The organism is Acinetobacter sp. V115_6, from assembly GCF_031799025.1.
Classification (GTDB): Bacteria; Pseudomonadota; Gammaproteobacteria; order Pseudomonadales; family Moraxellaceae; genus Acinetobacter; species Acinetobacter pittii.
The window spans coordinates 1-19,711 of the sequence record NZ_JAVQNO010000018.1; the positions used below are offsets into that span (position 1 = coordinate 1).

The following is a 19,711-nucleotide window of genomic DNA, read 5'->3' on the forward strand; positions in this document are numbered from 1 at the left end:
TCAACTTAATCACAAGTAACTGTTTTTCAACAAGTTTCTATCTGCATCACCGCCGATGGATGTGCATTATAGACCATCTCATTCCCTTTGCAAGAGAAAATTAAAAATTAATGACTCGAGCGTTTACTTTTAAACCACCATACGAATTAAGCTATTGTTTTATATTGATAATTATTTTAATTTTTTATTTTTGGCTTAAATAGGCCAGTATCATGCTCGATAATTCGCGTTTAAGTTGTTGTTCTGAGATAAGAAAATTGTTCTGACTCACATATCGCATCATCGTAAAAAGCGTACTATTAATAATTACAAAGGATTTATGCTTTACCTGTTCGAAGTCCCACTGATGAGGATTTCTACTGAATGTATATAGCCCTACTTCAAAAAAATGCTTTTCTAAAATCTGAGCAGCTTGCGAATGACTATAGTCATGCCAATGTTTTAATACTTCTATAAAAAATCCATGATCGGCTTTTAATGCATTAAATCCTAGCTCTATCGCCAAGGGCATAAGCAGATCTAAAGGAATATTCCCCTGCTGCACAACCAACTCTTTAAGTTGTTGCCCCAACAATTCGCTTTTACGGCGCAATAGTTCTTCTATGATTTGATCTTTATTCTCAAAGTATTGGTAGACCGATCCTACGCTTACTCCAGATTTCTCTGCAATTTTAGGCGTCGTCGTATGTAGTAATCCATACTGAGCGATACACTGCTGCGTCGCCTCTAAAATATGGTCAACAATAATTTTTGAACGCTGTTGCTGTGGGGCTTTTCTCATCGTTTTTTTATTCGTTAAATGCGAATTGAATGCGAATAATTATTCATATTAGCCTATTTATTATTCAGTTCAATAAATAAGTAACGATATGCAAATGATTAGCCCGACTCGACTTGCGTCTTTTAATGATATGCAAGACAGTAATTTCTTTACTCAGTTTTTAAATATCTGTTGTGAAAAACCTGTACAACCAAACTATACGGAATATGTGTCTTTACAACATGCCCTTTATGAAGGGGATATTGAAATGGATAAGGTGATTGATTGGGTTATGCAAAATCCCAAAGATCACCGCATGATTTTTGAGAAGATATTATTTCAAGGCCGCGATAATCTATCTGAGCCTATACCTACCGAGTTAGAAAATTTCTTTAATTACATTGAAAAAAAGCCTGGATGGTTAGATGAGCGTCAAATTGATGAGGCTGTTAAATTTACTCATCGTTTAGGAATAAATAATGGTTTTATTCTTAGAGATCTATCCTTAATGGCGGGATATTTATATCCGGGATTTAATCAGCCGCTAATTTTAACGGGTGCATTAAAGAAACAGGCGGGTACTCGTTTAGCTGAAACCACAAAATGGTGGGTCGATATTACTGAACCTCAAGGACTTGTCCGTTTAAGCGCAGGTTTTACTTCAACGATTTATGTTCGCTTTATTCATGCACTCGTTCGCCGACAATTAAAAAAGTCTGATCGTTGGAATAGTGAGGTTTGGGGAATTCCTCTTAATCAATTTGATTTAGCAATGACTAATTTGGCTTTTAGCAGTGTAGTTTTACTCGGTATTAGAGCTTTGGGTGTATGGCCAACCAAACAAGAAGCCAAGAGTTTTCTACATTTTTGGCGTTATGTTGGCTGGTTGATGGGTATTGATGAAAAATGGCTTATTCAATCTGAATCCGAGGGTTGGAGGTTACTTTACTGGATGCAGTTTGCTCATCCTCGCTCCGATCACAGCAGTGTTGAGTTAGGATCAAGCTTATCCAAAGAGCCTTTTGAGAGAAAATATCTACATTTACGTTCTTTGCAGCAGAAGCTTGCTTATCGACAACATTTAGAACTTACCCAATTTTTTATTGGCAAGAAGAGAATGAAACTACTCGGATTGCCTCAGCAGTCTGCCTCATGGTTTGCTTATTATCTAATTGTGCGTAATTCACTACTTTATAATGGTGCAAAGCTTTCACCAAAAGTTGAAAAGTTTTTATCTAAATCAGGCCGTAATATACAAAAACTTGGCTTAACGCTTTATCAGAATCAAGGTAAGGCAAAAACCTTAGCGAGTATGCATCAATAACTTTTAAAACTTAAAAACAAAAATGGAAGCCCGTTAATTAGACTTCCATTTTCAAATATTAAGGAACTTATTGAGCTGATGAACTGTGCATTTCAGCGTGATTCATTTGCTCGTGTGACTCCATCATCTGCTTCTTTTTCTGACTTGGCATGTAGTCAGGTTCATTGTTGATTGCCAAGTAAAAAATAATCATAAACAATAAACTCAAGATAGAAGCCACAATAAGTAACTTCCATCCCCACCAAGATTGTTCAGGTGATAATTTATCAGTCATTTCATTTCTCTCTTTAAATTAATATTTTCAGTTCATTCACTACGGCTTATTAAAACTTCATGCTCATACGAACCCAGTAATTTCTTCCGATATTGTTAAACTGCTCTTCGCTCGCAAATCCAAAGCCTGCACTACCCGCTTTGTTTAAGTGTTCGGTATAGGTCTTATCTAATACGTTATCGATACCAACAGAGACATCGATATCTTTACGAAGGTTGTAACTTCCGTTTAGAGAAAGAGTCGAGAAACCTTTACTTGGTTTTAAGTCATATCCTACGATATTACCTTGATGTAGACTCACACGATTTTGCTCAGCCACAGCTCGCCACAACAGACCTAAATTATATTTGTCAGCCACATAGCGAATATTTAAACGACCTTCTAAAGGGGAAATTTGAGGTAGCGGTTTGTCATCTGTGGTGTTTTTACCCCATGCATACATGGCACTCAAATCTGCCTGAATATGGTCGGTAAATTGATATCCAATACCAGCTTCCGCGCCTGCGATGGTTGCATCGACATTTTTCGCCCCAGCACTGAAACTTGAGCCATGATCATGCTCGCCTGAAGTCGGATGATTATGATAACTCATTAAAATATAGTCATTAATCAAACCAACATAAGCAGAAGCCCATGTATTTAAAGCACCATGTTGTTGCTGATAACCCATATCTAACTGCAAGGTTTTTTCAGTATCCAAATCATTAAAAGTAGGCTTTAACATGCCTGAATTACCATGTGCAGTACTGAACAACTCCCAATAATCAGGGACACGTTCAACATAACCTAAACCAATATAGCTTTTGGCATCATGTTCCGGATGTTGATTTTCCAGACGAATAAAAGCACTAGGTAAAGTTTCTGAACGGTCAACATTGAGCTTAAGCGCATCAATTTTCACTTGGTCAAGTCGTGCACCTGTCACCAGCTTTGAGTTTTCACTCCATTGATAACCAAGCTCACCAAAAGCACCATATGATTGAAAACGCATATCTTGACTAAACGGCATATTCATTTTTGGTGAAGACATGCTTCCACCATGTTTATTAAATTGAGAATCTATACCTGTAATCAAACTCCATTTATTCCATTCAGTAGTCATGGCTAAACGTGAATTTAGTGTTCTACGCGTTACTTGCATAGCTGATTTATCTAGATACATTTCATGAGTTTCATGATCATGCTTTAGTTCTGGCTGCCGCAAACTAAAGTTATCCATAATATGGTCGTTATAGCTATAGTTCACCTGCCCTTCAATTTTCTTAATGACATCGGTGATATTTTTCTTTTCGAAACGTAGCCCTAAGCTTTCACGCGCAAATTGAGATCCGTCCATTGAACGTCCAGCATAAAGCGATTCACCATCAGATTTTCCACCTGCGAGTTCAATCCACGTGTTTTCATCTGGAGTAAAGCCCAGCGCTACATCAGCATTCCACTTTTTCCATGCTGATGGCACAGTATTTCCATCACCATCTTGATAACTATTCGATTCTGAACGGTTGGCATTTAAACGGATATATTTTTTCTCATCGCCCACTGCCGCTTCAACATTATGGTCAATACGTCCATATGAACCTAGTAAAACACTTGCTTGCCCACGATAAGGTTTTTCAGAGGTAAGTTTCTCAGGCTGACGTTCAAAAAGGACTGTTGCAGCAGAACCTGTATTGGCATATTGAACTGTTTGCGGGCCTTTAATCACAGAAATACGATCATAGCTTTCTGGTGAAATATAAGAGGTTGGAGCATCCATACGGTTCGGGCAGGCACCTAAGTTCTCAGTTCCATCAGTTAGAATTTTGATGCGTGAACCAAACATACCCCGGAATGTCACATCACCATTTGTTCCACCGCTTTGTATGGAGTTAAACCCCATAATACTTTGCAGATAGTCTGCACCATCTGTAGCAGGCACTGGCTGAATTGGCTGTTTCGGGTCTGCATGTACAATCAAGCCATTTGCATCGTTGCCTTGTTGTGCTGTAACAACAATAGGTGCTAATGAGTGAAGCGCTTTAGTATCGGCATCATTTTTTTCTGAATTAGCAAAAACTAGCCCCGAATGAGAGACAGCAAACATCGCAACCCATAAAGGTTGTAGTAAAAATTTAGAATGTGGCATTTTTATACGCTCTAAAACATAAATAAAGTGATATCGAAGCCACTTAAGACCCCAACAAAAAATTGCTTTTATTTATGCAAATAGAGGTGGTGCACGCCCTTGTGGGAGTAGAAAAAGTCGCTGTAGTGCAAAGTAGACATGTCTAAATGCTTGTTGATAAGCGACTAAGCGGACTTGTATGCGGACTAAAACTTCTTTTACGCCAAATTCAGGTGGCAAAACCAGATTGGCATAGACGGTACAATATTGACACTGGTGATTTGCATCATGATGATCATGTTGCCCAGAGGCTTGTGCCTGTTCAATATGATGTTCATGATGTGAATGCATGGCATGTGACATGGTTTCCATCTGTGCTTTAGGTTTAAGCAAAGCGAGGGTAATAGTTTCACAGACCGGAGCAATTTGATATTGCTTCGGTAATAGCGGCTGTAGAAATACCGCGACCTGTAAAAATACTGCTGCACATGCAAGCAGTAAACCACTACGAAAAACCAAAAATCACATCCACACTACATTAATGTTTCAAGAATAGAAATTTTTAACGTTTTACTGCAACTTTTTCACGCTCACGTTGACGAACAACTTTTTCGACTTTTTCTCGAGCACGCTGACGTTTAAGTGGCGACAAATAATCCACAAACAATTTGCCATTTAAGTGATCCATTTCATGTTGGATACAAACAGCGAGAAGTCCATCAGCTTCTAACTCAAATGCTTGACCTTCAAGGTTAATTGCCTCAATTTTCACACGTGACGGGCGCTCAACTTTGTCGTATATTTGTGGCACCGATAGGCAGCCTTCTTCGTACTGCTGCTTATCTTCTGTCAGTGGAGTTATTTTGGGGTTAATGAAAACCATAGGGTCATCTTTAGATTCAGACAAATCTATGACGATAAGCTGAATATGACGATCGACCTGAGAAGCTGCTAAACCAATACCTGGTGCCGCATACATGGTTTCAAGCATATCTGCTGCAAGTTGACGAATTTCATCAGTAACTTCTTCAACAGGCTTAGCAATGGTACGAAGACGGGGATCAGGAAAACTTAAAATAGGTAATAAGGCCATACTGACGTCCTCACTTATGCCATTGATTGAAAAACCAAATGAAGGAAATACTTCATCGAAAAATTGTGTGTTAGCCGCCTATTATAACGCATCTGCACGCATAATTTTTAGGAATTATCATAATGAAAAAGGTTTTTGACGGCATGGTTCAATTTCATGCTTTGGGGATAAAAAAGCATTTACTTGCTTTGGCACTTTTTACAGGGGTTGCATTCAGTACGGTAGCAGAGACTTATGCTGCTAGTCCGAACCATAATCCACCCTCTCTTAGAAGTAATGCACCACATGTCTACGTTGTAAAACGAGGAGATACGCTATGGGATATTTCTGGTCACTTTCTGAGTAAACCTTGGCGCTGGCCTGAAATTTGGGCAAATAATCAGCATGTCAAAAATCCACACTGGATTTATCCTGGTGATCGATTACTGCTGTGTAGTTTAGATGGCCGTCCATTGGTTGGAAAAGATGAAGGAGATGGCTGTGTCGGCATTATTCGCCGTTACACAGGCCAAATGACAAATTTACAACCTCAAGTTCGTGTGGAGTCACTTAACAATAACGTACCTGTTATTCCTCTTGAACATATCAAACAGTGGTTAGAACACAGCACTATTCTACCTATCGATGCAATTCAACATACTCCTTATGTAGTCGGTACTGCCGATCAACGTGTACTGGCGGCAAAAGGTCAGACTATTTATGCGCGCGGACAAGGTTTAATTGATGGTCAACGTTATGCAGTTTATCGTGAAGGTGAACCTTATTATTTCACCGACAGTAAAGGTAAAAAGCACAGTCTAGGTATTGAGCTACAACAAGTTGCCTCAGGGATTGCGATCTCTTCTGAAAAAGACATTACCACGCTTGAGTTAACTGATAGCTACGATTCTGAAGTACGTCGTGGTGATCGGGTGATGCCAGAAGAAGAAGCAACATTACCTACTTTGTTTTATCCAGTGGATGCCACTCAGGTGACAGATGGCGGCAAAATTATTCGTGTAATGGGATCAATTGGTACTGCTGCCAAAAATAGTGTGGTCACTTTAGATCGCGGTACGGCACAAGGTATTCAAGTAGGACAAGTTTTTGATATTAGGCAACAAGGTGAAACCATTCGAGATCCTAAAACCAAAGAACCAATACAGTTACCAGGACAACAAATTGGTAGTCTGATGGTCTTTAGAACTTTTGATCAGTTGAGTTATGCCTACGTATTAGAAAGCGATTTACCAGTTAAAGTTGGTTCAAGCATTCAGCCACCCCGCTTTAATGATTAATGCTGGATGTACCTTTTACAATGCTTACTCAACTTTCTTCACACCATTACCACACGCTTAAAGTGTGGTATTTGGTGCAACACTCTTTAGTTAGCTTTAAAAAAATTGTCGATTATTTTGGTAGCTGTGAAAAGGCGGTCCAACCTGCTGGATTATCTCAATGGCGCAATCTCGGGTTACATGCTAATCATTTAAAACGCGTAGATGAATTTCAAACTGCTCAGGGTCAAGCTCAGTTTGAAAAAATAACTGAGCAAATCCAGCAATATACCGACTTTATTTTAACGGCAGATGACTCAGGCTATCCCACTCAGTTATTACCTTATACAGATCACCCACCTATCATTTTTGGAAAAGGTCAGGCACAAGCCTTATTACAACCACAAATTGCGATTGTAGGTAGCCGAAAACCAAGCCCACATGGTCGTCAGGTTGCTTATGATTTTGCCTATTACTTAAGTGAAAAAGGTTTTTATGTGAGTAGTGGCTTGGCATATGGGATTGATGAAGCTGCTCACCAAGGAGCATCAGCACATCAACGTACAATTGCAGTAACAGGAACTGGTTTAGACAGTACCTACCCTGCTCAAAATAAAAAACTTGCAGAACATATTTTGGCTCAAAATGGCGCGATTATTACTGAATTTTTGCCTGGAACACCTCCACTACAACAGCATTTCCCACGTAGAAACCGAATTGTCAGCGGTTTGAGTTTAGGCGTGTTAGTGGTAGAAGCTACCTTAAAAAGTGGTTCTCTCATCACTGCGAACAAAGCTGCCGAACAAGGTAAGACTGTATTTGCCATTCCTGGTCATATTTACAGTGAGTTTCATCAAGGTTGCCATCAACTTATTCGTGAGGGAGCAATTTTAGTCGATCATCCTGAACAAATTATTGAAGACCTTGCTTTACCTACTCAATGGCAAAGTCAGCAACAAAACTCCACCGAGGAGGCTATAGTTTCTACTACCCCAGAAATTCCTGAGCATTTAATTAACCTTTATCAATCTTTAGACTGGGTCGGACAAAATATTGATCAGCTTGTCTTACATCACTCTCAGCCTGTTGCAGAACTCACCTCTTCACTGATGGAACTAGAACTACTTGGTTTATGTATGCAACAATCAGGATTGTATTTACGTTGTCGTTCTTAGTATTGGAGCGCACAATAGCAATTCTGTCTGATTGAAAGGAAGAGTATTACCATGATTACCACCTCAGTTACCGAAGCAGCCGAATGTTTACAACAAGGTCAAGTTTTGGCATATCCAACTGAGGCAGTTTGGGGGCTAGGTTGCGACCCTTTTAATGAGCAAGCTTTTCAAAAAATTCTTGAACTAAAGCAAAGACCTATTGAAAAGGGTGTAATTTTATTAGCAGGTCATATTAGCCAAGTCGAGCACCTTCTAACTTCTCTACCTCAAACAACCCAACAAGAAATTATTGATTGTTGGACTAATCATCAACCTTCAGAAAGAGCAACAACTTGGCTATTACCTGCTGGTGAACATATTCCTTCATGGATTAAAGGTGAGCATCCTCTTGTCGCTGTTCGAGTCACTACACATCCTTTATGTGTGGCATTATGTAATGCTTTTCATGGCTTTATTGTCTCGACTAGTGCGAACCCAAGTGGGCAAGAACCTGCGCACTCATTACAGGATGCCTGCCAATACTTTGGTTCACAATTAAACTATCTGAATGGTGACTTAGGCCAGAGCCAACAACCAAGCCGAATCATTAACGCTCTTACCAGAGAGATTATTCGCGCCTAATTTCTAACAAAAAAAAGCTCAGTTATATAGGGATAACTGAGCATAAAAAAGGATGGGTATATACCACATCCAGAGGGTTTGGATATCTGTGGAACGAAAGATAATTTACAAAGAAAATAGCACCTTTCGTAGTGGCCGCTATTATGTGGTAAGAGGTTCAATGAGAGAAATATATTATTTCTCTAAAAAAAGCATGAAAAGTGTAGGGAATTTACGGTTTTTTGCCTATAAATTAAAATTATATTAATATTTTTACTCGGCTTTTTTAATATTTATATTACAACCTATTTTTATAAACTATTTATAAATCATATAGAAAAACTTTAACTAAGAAAAAATTGGCATATTTTTATGAGTTTTTTTCAAAATATGCCATAGTTTTTTTTCTGCCTTTAGTTTTGTTCTTGCATTAATTCGCTCTTTTTAGGAATCACCTTCTTCTGAGCCATAATAATACCAATTAAAATAATAATCCCACCTAACGTGTGATAAATAGTCCACTGCTCAGACAACCAGACACTTGCAATAACTGCTGTAAAGACAGGTACCAAGTTCATAAAAATACTTGTTCTATTAGGACCGAGTTGTTGAACAGCTAACATCCACACTAACGGCGCAATGAGTGAAGCAAATACACCTGCATAAATAGCACTTGGTGCATTTTGTACATTTAAAGCATCAAGTCCAAACCAGAGAATTAAAGGAATATGAAATATGACAGAAAATCCAATCTGAACATATAAGCTTGTCATAATTGGTAGAGGCAACTGCCATTTTTTAAGAAAAACACCATAAAATGCATAGAAGAATACGGCAATAATCATCAATGCATCACCAAGGTGTCCGCCACCACTTAAAAGCTTATTAATATTTCCTTGGGACATGACATATAACAAACCTGCAAAAGACAAAATACTGCCAAAAACTGCAAAGCGATTAGGCACATCTTTTAAAATGGCAAGCGAAACAAAGATCGTGAATATAGGAATAAATGCATTCACAATCCCCATATTGGTTGCACTTGTATAATGGGCAGCTGTATAAGCCAAACCTTGATAAAGCACCATCCCAAATGCACTTAACACAGCAAGCTTAGGTAAATATGGTATTACTAGTCGTCTTTGTCTCCACACAGACATAAACATAAATGGAGTCAAAATAATAAAAGCGATTAACCACCGATAAAAGCTAATGCTTACCGGAGAGATATAATCCGAGACATAGCGGGTGACTACAATATTTAAAGACCAAATCAATACTGCCAAAATGGGAAAAATAAACGCCCATTTGTGATATTTCATGACCTGACTCATAGCAATACACCATCTACAAAAGAGATTTTATTTTGAAGAATGTCTTAATAAATTGAAATATCGTATTTCCGACATTGATATCGAACTTAGGACATTATCCTTTTTAGAATAATGTCCAAGCTTTCACGGCATGACCTACCACTTTATGTAATTGCTCGCTACTCGCACCATCTCTTGCTTGAATAGTAAGGCCTTGAATGACAGTGGTATAAAAATCAGTCATTTCCTGTAAAGGTGCATGAGAAGATAAATCCCCTTGCACTACCCCTTGCTGAAGACGTTTTAATAATTTTTCTTTTGTCTTTATGCGCTTATCTAATAGATTTTGCTGTACATCTTGAGTGGCATCAGAGCAATTCATAGCCGCAACGACCACCATACAACCTGCTGGCTTATTGGGCTGAACCAATCTTTTAACAATGTCATAAAGATATAACTCAACAGCAATTTTTGCAGTTTTTGCTTCTACAAATATAGTGTCAATCGGACATCCTTCATGAGCTAAATAATAATCAACACTTTTGTAAAACAACCCTTCTTTGTCGCCAAAGGCACTGTATAGGCTTGGTGGTGTAATTTCCAAAGCATGCGTTAAATCACTAATAGACGTTGCTTCATAGCCATGCTCCCAAAAGAGCAACATTGCTTTTTGCAGAACCTCTTGTTCATCAAAGCATTTAGGACGTCCGCGCTTTTTTTTCAGCGCATCTTCTGCAACAGCTAAATTCGTTTCATGCCTATTTGTCATAAAGATCACATCTATTTTTATAACAATCGTTATTAAATTAATTGACGTTCTATTTTTTATCAACTATTTTATTTTCATAATGATCGTTAGTTAATTAATAAATTGCCTTTCTTTACTCCAAATTTAGCCAAGTAAGGATTTCCTATGGACCAATCGTCTATCTCTAAAGCGCGACCCACGACCTCCACTCAAGGAAGCTGGTTTGCCATTTTGGCCGTTTCTATCGCAGCATTTGCCTTAGTTACAAGTGAATTTTTACCCGTTGGTGTTTTAAATAGTGTCGCAACAGATTTAAATATTTCTGTAGGTACAGCAGGTCTGATTATTACCGTACCCGGCATTATGGCAGCAATTGCCGCCCCTCTATTGCCTGTATCTGTAAAACTACTTGATCGGCGTTATGTACTTATCTTGCTGACAGCTATTATGGTTATTGCCAATACCATTACCGCATTTGCTGAAAACTTTCATATTTTATTGTTAAGCCGCTTAATTTTAGGTATTTCAATTGGTGGTTTCTGGGCGACCGCCATTGCTCTAAGTGGAAAATTAGCTCCCTCACACCTTCCTATTGCTAAAGCAACTGCGGTCGTGATGGCAGGTGTGACTTTTGCTACAGTTCTAGGTGTACCGATTGGAACTTGGTTAAGCGAGTTTTATGGCTGGCGTAGTGCTTTTGGAATTACAGCAGGCATTGGCTTAGTTGTTTTAATCTTACAATTAATCTTTTTACCTAAACTTGTACCAGACTCGGCAATTCATATGAAAGATTTGCCAGCACTATTACGCACTCCTAAAGCACGTAGTGGCATGTTGATTGTTTTATTGATCGGACTCGCTCATTTTTGTGCCTATAGCTATTTAGCACCTTTCTTTAAAAATGTTGCCGGTTTTAACGGGACAACCATTAGTTCATTATTATTGCTCTATGGAATTGCAGGTATTTTCGGGAATGCTTTTGCCGGATATAGTGGCAACCTAAATGTCCGTTATACATTAGCTTTTGTGGGTACATGCTTTGCAATCGTATTTTTTGGATTTCCTCTTTTTGCCGTTCATGAGTTTGGTGCTATTGTCTTAACCGCGTTATGGGGATTTGCATTTGGCGCTTTCCCTACCTCAGCAAATATCTGGATGTTTGTCCACGCACCACATGCTGTTGAAAAAGGTATGCCGCTTTTTGTAGGTATGTTTCAGGTGATGATTGCGACAGGTTCATTATTAGGGGGATATGTGGTTGATCATTTCAATGAAAATACTTTAATTTATGGAGTATTAAGCTTCGTTGCCCTAGCATTACTGAGTACATTTACCTTAGCGAAAGGTTTAAATAATCCTAAAGCTACTTGTGAAAATTAAAATATGAGTCAGAGCATATAGATGAACAATGAGGATCAACAATTTTTATTATTAAACAGTATAGAAGTTCATGAATTTCTATACCAAAAAGAAGATATTGTTCGTCCTCATGCATCTCTTTGGGGAGATTTTAATTTCAGTTTAAATGGCATATTAGAAATGGAGATTGAAGAACAGCTATATCTTTCTCCACCTAGCTATGGTCTTTGGATTCCACCTCAAACTGTTCATCAATCTACTCATATTGACCATGAAATTCACTATATCTGTATTCGACTACACCCTCGCCTCTGTTCTATTTTAGGTGATATCTGTAAATGTTTTAGTATTCAACCTTTCTTTCGAACCTTAGTTTTACAAATTCTAGAGCAGCAAAAACAAACTGGACAATCTGAATACTTAGAACATCTTTTACAAGTTCTATTCGATCAACTTAAACAAGCTCCTGCATATTCGCATTATTTGCCGCAAACACGGCATCCTGTTTTATTGCCTATTTTAGAAAAACTTTCAGATCCATTACTTTTTGATCACTCTTTACAGCAGTTGCTACAAAACTTTTCGGTCAGTAATCGTCACTTATTACGTTTGAGTCAACAAGAGCTTCAGCTTTCGTTATCCGAATGGAGAAATCGGGCCAAAATTGTTTATGCCATTCATCAGATTCGCCAAGGGACGCCTATCAAGCGTTTAGCATACGATTTAGGTTATCAACATAGCTCAAGTTTTATTGAGTTTTTTAAACGTTACACTGGGCAAACACCTATCCAAATCAGAAATAACTAGAATTCAGTTTATCTTTAAAAACTTTTCCTTTTTTGAACACGAATATTATTGCACTGCCCCTCAATAGCAGTTAAAACAAATGCGTTACTTGATATCAATTACAATCTTTAGGAAAGACTCATGACACAATCTGTATATCACATCCCAGTAAAAGCCATTTCAGGCGAAACGGTTGACCTCGAACAATACAAAGGGAAAGTTTTACTTATCGTAAATACTGCTTCTAAATGCGGTTTAACTCCACAATACGAAGGCTTAGAAAAACTGTATCAAGCAAAAAAAGACCAAGGTCTTGAAATTTTAGGTTTCCCAGCAAACAACTTTAAAGAACAAGAACCAGGTTCTGATGAAGAAATTCAACAGTTCTGTTCATTAAATTATGATGTTCATTTCCCTTTATTTTCTAAGGTTTCTGTAGTCGGCGAAGATAAGCATCCACTTTACCAAGCTTTGACAACGGCTCAGCCGGAACGCACTGGTGAAGGTCCCTTCCGTGAGCGTTTAGAAAGCTTAGGTATTCCGACCAACCCTGCTCCAGAAGTTTTATGGAACTTCGAAAAGTTTTTAATTAATAAAAATGGTGAAGTCGTAGCTCGCTTTGCTCCGAACCTAACAGCAGACGATGAACAGATCGTTAAAGCAGTTGAAGCAGAGTTAGCAAAATAATATTTTAAAATGTGAGAAAGGGCGTTTTATACGCTCTTTTTTATCCTCTCCTCGAAATGTTGTTCGTTTGCAACAATACAATTTTTCTTCATATTTTATGCCTATAGTATCTATTTGCTTTATTTGATGTTGTTTTTAGTTATGAAAAAAGTTTTACAAGGTGCATTTCTTCCTTTTGTAATTTTTGCCTCAGGCATGCTTTTACTCGGGTGCGATCAGGCACAAGACCATGCTACCGAACAAGAAAAGACTGAAATAGCTGAACAGGCATCTAACCAAAACATTGAACAACAAGAGTCAGATATTGCCCCCAACAAAACCGAACTTAAAAGTGGCAACATTTTTTATATGGTCCGCGATGCTGCTAATTTACAGCTTAAAGCTGGTGACTACGTTGAACAACTTAAAGATACTCAGCTTGATGTTGAACAAGCCATCCAAGATAAAAATCAGAATGAACTAAAAACTACTGTCACTACTTTAAAACAGCAACTAGAAGGTTTAAATCAAGCACTTCTGACTTTAGATATCAAAAGTCAGGAAATTGAGAATATTCGACAAAGCTTATTACATGCCAATCAACAAGCTCTAAGTATGCCATTACTCAATGGGAAATTGGATCAAATTGACTTTGACCAAATTGAAAAGCAACTTAATACCATTCAAATGGATATGGTGAAGCTTGCTGCCATGATTATGGCAGGAGATGAAAAATCAGATTCCAAAACTGAATCTTAAAAAATAACTCATAAAAAAAGCCACCTTACGGTGGCTTTTCCAATCTCAAACCGGCAATTATAGTGCGCGGTTTTTCATCTTACGGATAGTTTCAAGCTGACCTGAAATCTCTGATAGAGATGCCAATGCAGCTGCTGAGTCCAAATCACTCTTTTGGTTCGCAAGCAATTGTTCAGCATTTTTACGTGCTTCCAAAATTGCAGCTTCATCCAAATTGTCAGCACGGATTGCAGTATCTGCAAGAACCGTTACAACATGAGGTTGAACTTCTAAAACACCGCCAGATACATAGACGATTTCTTCTGTACCATTTTCCAACTGAACACGAATCGGGCCCGGTTGAAGCAAAGTTACAAGTGGAGCATGTCCTGGCAAAATACCAAGCTCACCACCAGCACCTTTCGCGATTAACATCGTTACTGCGCCAGAGTAAATAGACTCTTTAACACTTACGACATCACATTGCATAGTCGCCATGAGATGATCTCCTTAAATTAGAGTTTCTCAGCTTTAGCAATCACTTCGTCAATACCACCAACCATATAGAACGCTTGTTCTGGGATGTGATCGTATTCACCAGCTAATAGACCTTTAAAGCCACGAATAGTTTCTTTAAGCGGTACTAATTTACCAGGAGCACCAGTAAACACTTCAGCTACGTGGAATGGTTGAGAGAAGAAACGTTGGATTTTACGCGCACGGTAAACAACCAATTTGTCTTCTTCAGCTAACTCATCCATACCCAAGATTGCGATGATGTCTTTAAGCTCTTTATAACGTTGCAATACGTTTTGTACTGCACGCGCAATTTCATAGTGCTCTTGACCAACAACTAATGGGTCTAACTGACGTGAAGTTGAGTCAAGTGGATCGATCGCTGGATAGATACCAGAAGATGCGATGTCACGGCTCAATACTACTGTTGCATCTAAGTGAGCAAATGTAGTTGCAGGAGATGGATCTGTTAAGTCATCGGCAGGTACATATACTGCTTGGATCGATGTGATCGAACCAGACTTAGTAGATGTAATACGCTCTTGAAGAACACCCATTTCTTCTGCAAGTGTAGGTTGGTAACCTACTGCAGATGGCATACGACCTAACAATGCTGATACTTCAGTACCTGCAAGTGTATAACGGTAGATGTTGTCGACGAATAATAATACGTCACGACCTTTACCATTTTCGTCTTTTTGATCACGGAAGTATTCAGCCATAGTCAAACCAGTTAACGCTACGCGTAGACGGTTACCTGGTGGCTCGTTCATCTGACCGTAGACCATTGCTACTTTGTCAAGAACGTTAGAATCTTTCATTTCGTGATAGAAGTCGTTACCTTCACGAGTACGCTCACCAACACCAGCAAACACAGATAAACCTGAGTGAGCTTTCGCGATGTTGTTGATCAACTCCATCATGTTAACGGTTTTACCAACACCAGCACCACCGAATAGACCAACTTTACCACCTTTTGCGAACGGGCAAAGTAAGTCAATTACTTTAATACCAGTTTCTAAAAGATCAGTAGAAGCTGCTTGTTCAGCATAAGAAGGTGCTTGACGGTGAATCGGCAAACGCTCTTCAGTCGCTACCGGACCTGCTTCATCAATTGGGCGACCCAAAACGTCCATGATACGACCAAGCGTAGCTGGACCTACTGGAACAGAAATCGGTGCATTTGTGCTAGTTACATTAAGGCCACGTTTAAGACCTTCTGTAGAACCCATTGCGATGGTACGAACAACACCATCGCCAAGCTGTTGCTGAACTTCTAATGTAGTTTCAGTACCGTCAACTTGGAGAGCGTCATAGATCTTAGGAACGCTATTGCGCTCAAACTCGACGTCGATAACCGCGCCGATGATCTGAATGATACGACCGCTACTCATTGCTGTCTCCTCAATTCAAACTTAATAATGTTAAACGGCAGCGGCACCGCCAACGATCTCGGAAATTTCCTGAGTAATCGCGGCTTGACGCAGCTTGTTGTAAATGAGTTGTAGGTCTTTAATCAATTGTCCTGCGTTGTCTGTCGCTGCTTTCATCGCGACCATACGAGCTGACTGCTCACATGCAACGTTTTCAATCACACCTTGATAAACCATAGACTCGATATAGCGAACCAACAAACCATTTAACAATTCTTCTGCTTCTGGTTCGTAGATATAGTCCCAACCATAAGTACGGTTGAGGTCATCGCCTTCTTCTGCTGGTGCTAAAGGAACAAGTTGTTCTACTTTAGGCTGCTGAGTCATTGCATTAACGAAGCCATTTGATACGAGATAGATACGATCTAATTCGCCTTTATCAAATGCATCAAGCATAACTTGGACTGAGCCAGTTAACTGTTCCAAACTCGGCGCATCGCCAAGTTGGGTAGTTGCACCGAGCACTTTACCGCCGTAATTCTTAAAAAACGAAACCGCTTTTTGACCAATTAAAGCAAATTCAACTTCAATTGACTGCTGTTGTTGTGCTTTGACATGCTGCACAACTTTCTTGAACAAATTAATGTTCAAGCCACCTGCCAAACCACGATCTGAAGACACTACGATATAGCCAACACGCTTAACTGGGCGGTCAACCATATAACGGTGTTTGTATTCAGGGTTTGCTTGTACCAAGTGAGCAATTACACGGCGCATATTATCGGCATACGGACGGCCCTGAGCCATGCGCTCTTGCGCACGACGCATTTTAGAAGCAGCTACCATTTGCATCGCGCGAGTAATCTTTTGCGTGCTCTTGATACTAGCTACTTTGGCGCGAATTTCTTTTAAATTTGCCATACGCTTAACCTAGTATTCGAAAGCTCTTTCGAGCTTCCGAAGGTTGATCCGTGAACCAAACTTAACTAAAACTAAACTTAGTAAGTTTGAGTCGCTTTAAAGCTTTCAATACCTGCTTTGATTGCTGCTTCGATGTCTTTGTTGTAATCACCAGTTTCATCGATTTGTTTCATCAACGGAGCATATTCTGAGCGGAAGTAAGAAATTAACGCAGCATCAAAGTCTACGATTTTCTTAACTTCTACGTCAGCCATGTAGCCTTCGTTAGATGCATAAACAGAAACAGCTTGGTCAGCAATTGAGTAAGGAGCATATTGTTTTTGCTTCATTAACTCAGTTACACGTTGACCATGTTCAAGTTGCTTACGAGTTGCTTCGTCAAGGTCAGAAGCGAACTGAGCAAACGCAGCCAATTCACGGTATTGTGCTAAAGCAGTACGGATACCACCAGACAATTTTTTGATGATCTTAGTTTGAGCAGAACCACCAACACGAGATACAGAGATACCCGCGTTCACAGCAGGACGAATACCTGCGTTGAATAATGATGTTTCTAAGAAGATCTGACCGTCAGTAATCGAAATTACGTTCGTTGGTACGAATGCAGATACGTCACCTGCTTGAGTTTCAATAATTGGCAATGCAGTTAAAGAACCAGTTTGACCAGTTACTGCGCCATTAGTGAATTTCTCAACGTAGTCAGCAGATACACGAGAAGCACGTTCAAGAAGACGTGAGTGAAGATAGAATACGTCACCTGGATACGCTTCACGACCTGGTGGACGACGTAAAAGTAATGAAATTTGACGGTAAGCAACAGCTTGCTTAGACAAATCATCATAAATAATAAGAGCGTCTTCACCGCGGTCACGGAAGTATTCACCCATTGTACAGCCAGAGTACGGAGCTAAGTACTGCATTGCAGCAGGATCAGCAGCCGCAGCAGCGACAACAGTTGTATACGCCATAGCGCCAGTTTCTTCTAGCTTACGTACAACGTTTGCAATTGTTGATTGTTTTTGACCAATCGCAACGTATACACATTTAATACCAGAGTTTTTCTGAGCGATAATCGCATCGATCGCCATCGCTGTTTTACCAGTTTGACGGTCACCGATGATCAACTCACGTTGGCCACGGCCAACAGGAATCATTGTATCAACTGATTTATAACCAGTTTGAACAGGCTCATCTACAGATTGACGCCAAATTACGCCTGGTGCTACTTTTTCAACAGCATCAGTTAATTTCGCATCAATTGGGCCTTTACCATCAATTGGGTTACCCAAAGCGTCGACAACACGGCCAAGAAGTTCAGGACCAACTGGAACTTCTAATACACGACCTGTACAACGAGCTTTTTGACCTTCTTGAAGGCTTAGGTAGTTACCTAAAACAACGGCACCCACTGAATCCTGTTCTAGGTTCAGTGCCATACCAAATAAGCCGCCGTCGAATTCGATCATTTCACCGTACATTGCATCAGCAAGACCGTGAATGCGCACGATACCGTCGGATACCATAACAATGGTACCTTCGTTTTTAGCGGTCGCGCTGGTGTCCAGATCTCCGATACGCTGTTTAATGAGCGCACTGATCTCGGATGGATTCAGTTGTTGCATTGCGCTATTCCTCAATCTTTTATTAGTTCAGTCTTCATCATTTGCATTATGCAAGAAGACGAGTACGCATTTTTTCAAGCTTGTTAAGCGCAGAATCATCTATCACTTGATCGCCTGCACGAATTACAACACCTGCAATAAGCTCAGGTTTAACTTCAACTGAAACAGTTACTGTGCTGTTAAAACGCTTTTCTAAAGCAGATTTCAACAGTTGCTCTTGTTCAGCAGTTAACGGGAAAGCCGATTCAATCACGACATCCACATTGTTGTTATTCTGTGATTTAAGCTGTTCATATTCTGCTTCAATTTCAGGTAACAGCATTAAACGATCGTTATCTGCAAGAAGTGTCAAAAAGTTAGACACTGCTTGAGATTGATCTTCACCTAAAACTTTAGCAAAAAGCTTCACTTGCTCCGCAGGAGTAAGTTCAGGGCGATTTAAATAAGCGGAAAATGCTTCGTCTTGCACCGCAGCACTGAGCACTTGTAACGCATTCGACCAATTGTCTGTTGCACCTTGCTCAGAAGCATAAGCAAATGCTGCTTTGGCATACGGACGTGCCAACGTCAAGAGTTCAGCCATAATTCGCCTCGCTTAAAGTTTAGCAGCCAGCTGAGACAGCATGGCGTTATGAGCTTCTGCATCAACTTGCTGGTTCAGGATTTTTTCTGCACCAGTTACTGCCAAAGCAGCTACTTGTTGACGTAATTCTTCGCGAGCAGAATTGATTTCTTGATCAACAGCTTCTTTAGCCTGTTGACGAATACGCTCACCTTCAGCCGCAGCTTGAGTACGAGCTTCTTCGATCAATTGCGCTGCACGACGGTTCGCTTGTTCGATCAATTGAGCCGCTTGTGCTTTAGCTGCATCAAGTTCTTGCTTAACTTGCGCTTGTGCATCGGCAAGGTCAGCTTTCGCTTTTTCTGCTGCATTTAAGCCATCAGCGATTTTACGCTGACGCTCACTAATCGCATTGATTAGTGGTGGCCAAACAAACTTCATGCAGAATGCAACAAAGAATGCAAACGCAATCGCTTGACCAATCAATGTGAGGTTGATATTCATTGCAATTCCTCAAATAG

20 protein-coding genes and 1 pseudogene are annotated in these 19,711 nt (G+C 39.6%); 8 read left to right on the forward strand and 13 right to left on the reverse strand.

The window, feature by feature from the left end:
• Window positions 1-210: 210 nt before the first annotated feature.
• Window positions 211-781 (reverse strand): annotated as a pseudogene (locus tag RMA94_RS05920) (TetR/AcrR family transcriptional regulator).
• A gap of 88 nt (window positions 782-869) precedes the next feature.
• Here RMA94_RS05920 and RMA94_RS05925 point away from each other — a divergent pair.
• Complete coding sequence (locus tag RMA94_RS05925) at window positions 870-2,084, forward strand: oxygenase MpaB family protein (protein WP_311082211.1); 1,215 nt, start codon at window positions 870-872, stop codon at window positions 2,082-2,084.
• A gap of 67 nt (window positions 2,085-2,151) precedes the next feature.
• Here RMA94_RS05925 and RMA94_RS05930 read toward each other — a convergent pair whose 3' ends face one another.
• The 4 genes from RMA94_RS05930 to def all read right to left on the reverse strand — a co-directional run bounded on the left by RMA94_RS05930 (window position 2,152) and on the right by def (window position 5,555).
• Window positions 2,152-2,358: a DUF4199 domain-containing protein gene (locus RMA94_RS05930; RefSeq protein WP_068531148.1), complete on the reverse strand. Its 207-nt coding sequence runs from the start codon at window positions 2,356-2,358 to the stop codon at window positions 2,152-2,154.
• 49 nt (window positions 2,359-2,407) lie between these two features.
• Window positions 2,408-4,483, reverse strand: a complete 2,076-nt coding sequence (locus RMA94_RS05935) for a TonB-dependent copper receptor (protein WP_130174217.1) — start codon at window positions 4,481-4,483, stop codon at window positions 2,408-2,410.
• Between the two features lie 72 nt (window positions 4,484-4,555).
• Window positions 4,556-4,981, reverse strand: coding sequence for a DUF2946 family protein (locus tag RMA94_RS05940; protein ID WP_002114087.1), 426 nt, complete (start codon window positions 4,979-4,981; stop codon window positions 4,556-4,558).
• Between the two features lie 43 nt (window positions 4,982-5,024).
• A complete protein-coding gene (gene def, locus RMA94_RS05945) occupies window positions 5,025-5,555 on the reverse strand; it encodes a peptide deformylase (protein ID WP_002114101.1) in 531 nt (176 codons plus the stop codon).
• Window positions 5,556-5,677: 122 nt separating this feature from the next.
• Here def and RMA94_RS05950 point away from each other — a divergent pair, with 122 nt between their 5' ends.
• The 3 genes from RMA94_RS05950 to RMA94_RS05960 are packed head-to-tail and all read left to right on the forward strand — an operon-like array spanning window position 5,678 to window position 8,607.
• Window positions 5,678-6,832 carry a LysM peptidoglycan-binding domain-containing protein gene (locus tag RMA94_RS05950; RefSeq protein ID WP_130174216.1) on the forward strand — a complete coding sequence of 385 codons (1,155 nt, stop codon included), beginning with the start codon at window positions 5,678-5,680 and terminating at the stop codon, window positions 6,830-6,832.
• A 20-nt stretch (window positions 6,833-6,852) separates the two neighbouring features.
• Window positions 6,853-7,986 carry a DNA-processing protein DprA gene (gene dprA, locus RMA94_RS05955; RefSeq protein WP_130174215.1) on the forward strand — a complete coding sequence of 378 codons (1,134 nt, stop codon included), beginning with the start codon at window positions 6,853-6,855 and terminating at the stop codon, window positions 7,984-7,986.
• A gap of 51 nt (window positions 7,987-8,037) precedes the next feature.
• Entirely contained in the window at window positions 8,038-8,607 is a 570-nt protein-coding gene (locus RMA94_RS05960; RefSeq protein ID WP_005072030.1) for an L-threonylcarbamoyladenylate synthase, read from the forward strand.
• A 392-nt stretch (window positions 8,608-8,999) separates the two neighbouring features.
• Here RMA94_RS05960 and RMA94_RS05965 read toward each other — a convergent pair whose 3' ends face one another.
• Window positions 9,000-9,920 carry a DMT family transporter gene (locus tag RMA94_RS05965; RefSeq protein WP_130174214.1) on the reverse strand — a complete coding sequence of 307 codons (921 nt, stop codon included), beginning with the start codon at window positions 9,918-9,920 and terminating at the stop codon, window positions 9,000-9,002.
• A 103-nt stretch (window positions 9,921-10,023) separates the two neighbouring features.
• Window positions 10,024-10,677, reverse strand: coding sequence for a TetR/AcrR family transcriptional regulator (locus tag RMA94_RS05970; protein ID WP_130174213.1), 654 nt, complete (start codon window positions 10,675-10,677; stop codon window positions 10,024-10,026).
• Between the two features lie 135 nt (window positions 10,678-10,812).
• Here RMA94_RS05970 and RMA94_RS05975 point away from each other — a divergent pair, with 135 nt between their 5' ends.
• The 4 genes from RMA94_RS05975 (at window position 10,813) to RMA94_RS05990 (ending at window position 14,217) form a co-directional block, all read left to right on the forward strand.
• Window positions 10,813-12,027: an MFS transporter gene (locus tag RMA94_RS05975; RefSeq protein ID WP_130121422.1), complete on the forward strand. Its 1,215-nt coding sequence runs from the start codon at window positions 10,813-10,815 to the stop codon at window positions 12,025-12,027.
• Between the two features lie 21 nt (window positions 12,028-12,048).
• Window positions 12,049-12,813: a helix-turn-helix transcriptional regulator gene (locus RMA94_RS05980; RefSeq protein ID WP_130174212.1), complete on the forward strand. Its 765-nt coding sequence runs from the start codon at window positions 12,049-12,051 to the stop codon at window positions 12,811-12,813.
• A 120-nt stretch (window positions 12,814-12,933) separates the two neighbouring features.
• Complete coding sequence (locus RMA94_RS05985) at window positions 12,934-13,479, forward strand: glutathione peroxidase (RefSeq protein WP_130174211.1); 546 nt, start codon at window positions 12,934-12,936, stop codon at window positions 13,477-13,479.
• Window positions 13,480-13,620: 141 nt separating this feature from the next.
• On the forward strand, window positions 13,621-14,217 hold the full coding sequence (locus RMA94_RS05990; protein ID WP_130174210.1) for a hypothetical protein: 597 nt from the start codon (window positions 13,621-13,623) through the stop codon (window positions 14,215-14,217).
• A gap of 57 nt (window positions 14,218-14,274) precedes the next feature.
• Here RMA94_RS05990 and RMA94_RS05995 read toward each other — a convergent pair whose 3' ends face one another.
• The 6 genes from RMA94_RS05995 to RMA94_RS06020 all read right to left on the reverse strand — a co-directional run bounded on the left by RMA94_RS05995 (window position 14,275) and on the right by RMA94_RS06020 (window position 19,694).
• On the reverse strand, window positions 14,275-14,694 hold the full coding sequence (locus RMA94_RS05995) for a F0F1 ATP synthase subunit epsilon (RefSeq protein ID WP_003655525.1): 420 nt from the start codon (window positions 14,692-14,694) through the stop codon (window positions 14,275-14,277).
• A 17-nt stretch (window positions 14,695-14,711) separates the two neighbouring features.
• The gene (gene atpD, locus RMA94_RS06000) at window positions 14,712-16,106 is read right to left on the reverse strand and encodes a F0F1 ATP synthase subunit beta (protein WP_002114045.1); all 1,395 of its coding nucleotides are present in this window, start codon (window positions 16,104-16,106) and stop codon (window positions 14,712-14,714) included.
• 30 nt (window positions 16,107-16,136) lie between these two features.
• Entirely contained in the window at window positions 16,137-17,006 is an 870-nt protein-coding gene (gene atpG / locus RMA94_RS06005) for a F0F1 ATP synthase subunit gamma (protein ID WP_002114131.1), read from the reverse strand.
• Window positions 17,007-17,083: 77 nt separating this feature from the next.
• Window positions 17,084-18,628 carry a F0F1 ATP synthase subunit alpha gene (gene atpA, locus RMA94_RS06010; protein WP_002114049.1) on the reverse strand — a complete coding sequence of 515 codons (1,545 nt, stop codon included), beginning with the start codon at window positions 18,626-18,628 and terminating at the stop codon, window positions 17,084-17,086.
• A 46-nt stretch (window positions 18,629-18,674) separates the two neighbouring features.
• The gene (locus RMA94_RS06015; RefSeq protein WP_002114070.1) at window positions 18,675-19,211 is read right to left on the reverse strand and encodes a F0F1 ATP synthase subunit delta; all 537 of its coding nucleotides are present in this window, start codon (window positions 19,209-19,211) and stop codon (window positions 18,675-18,677) included.
• A 12-nt stretch (window positions 19,212-19,223) separates the two neighbouring features.
• Window positions 19,224-19,694 (reverse strand): F0F1 ATP synthase subunit B, encoded by a 471-nt coding sequence (locus RMA94_RS06020; protein ID WP_001024691.1) that lies wholly within the window; start codon window positions 19,692-19,694, stop codon window positions 19,224-19,226.
• Between the last annotated feature and the right edge of the window lie 17 nt (window positions 19,695-19,711).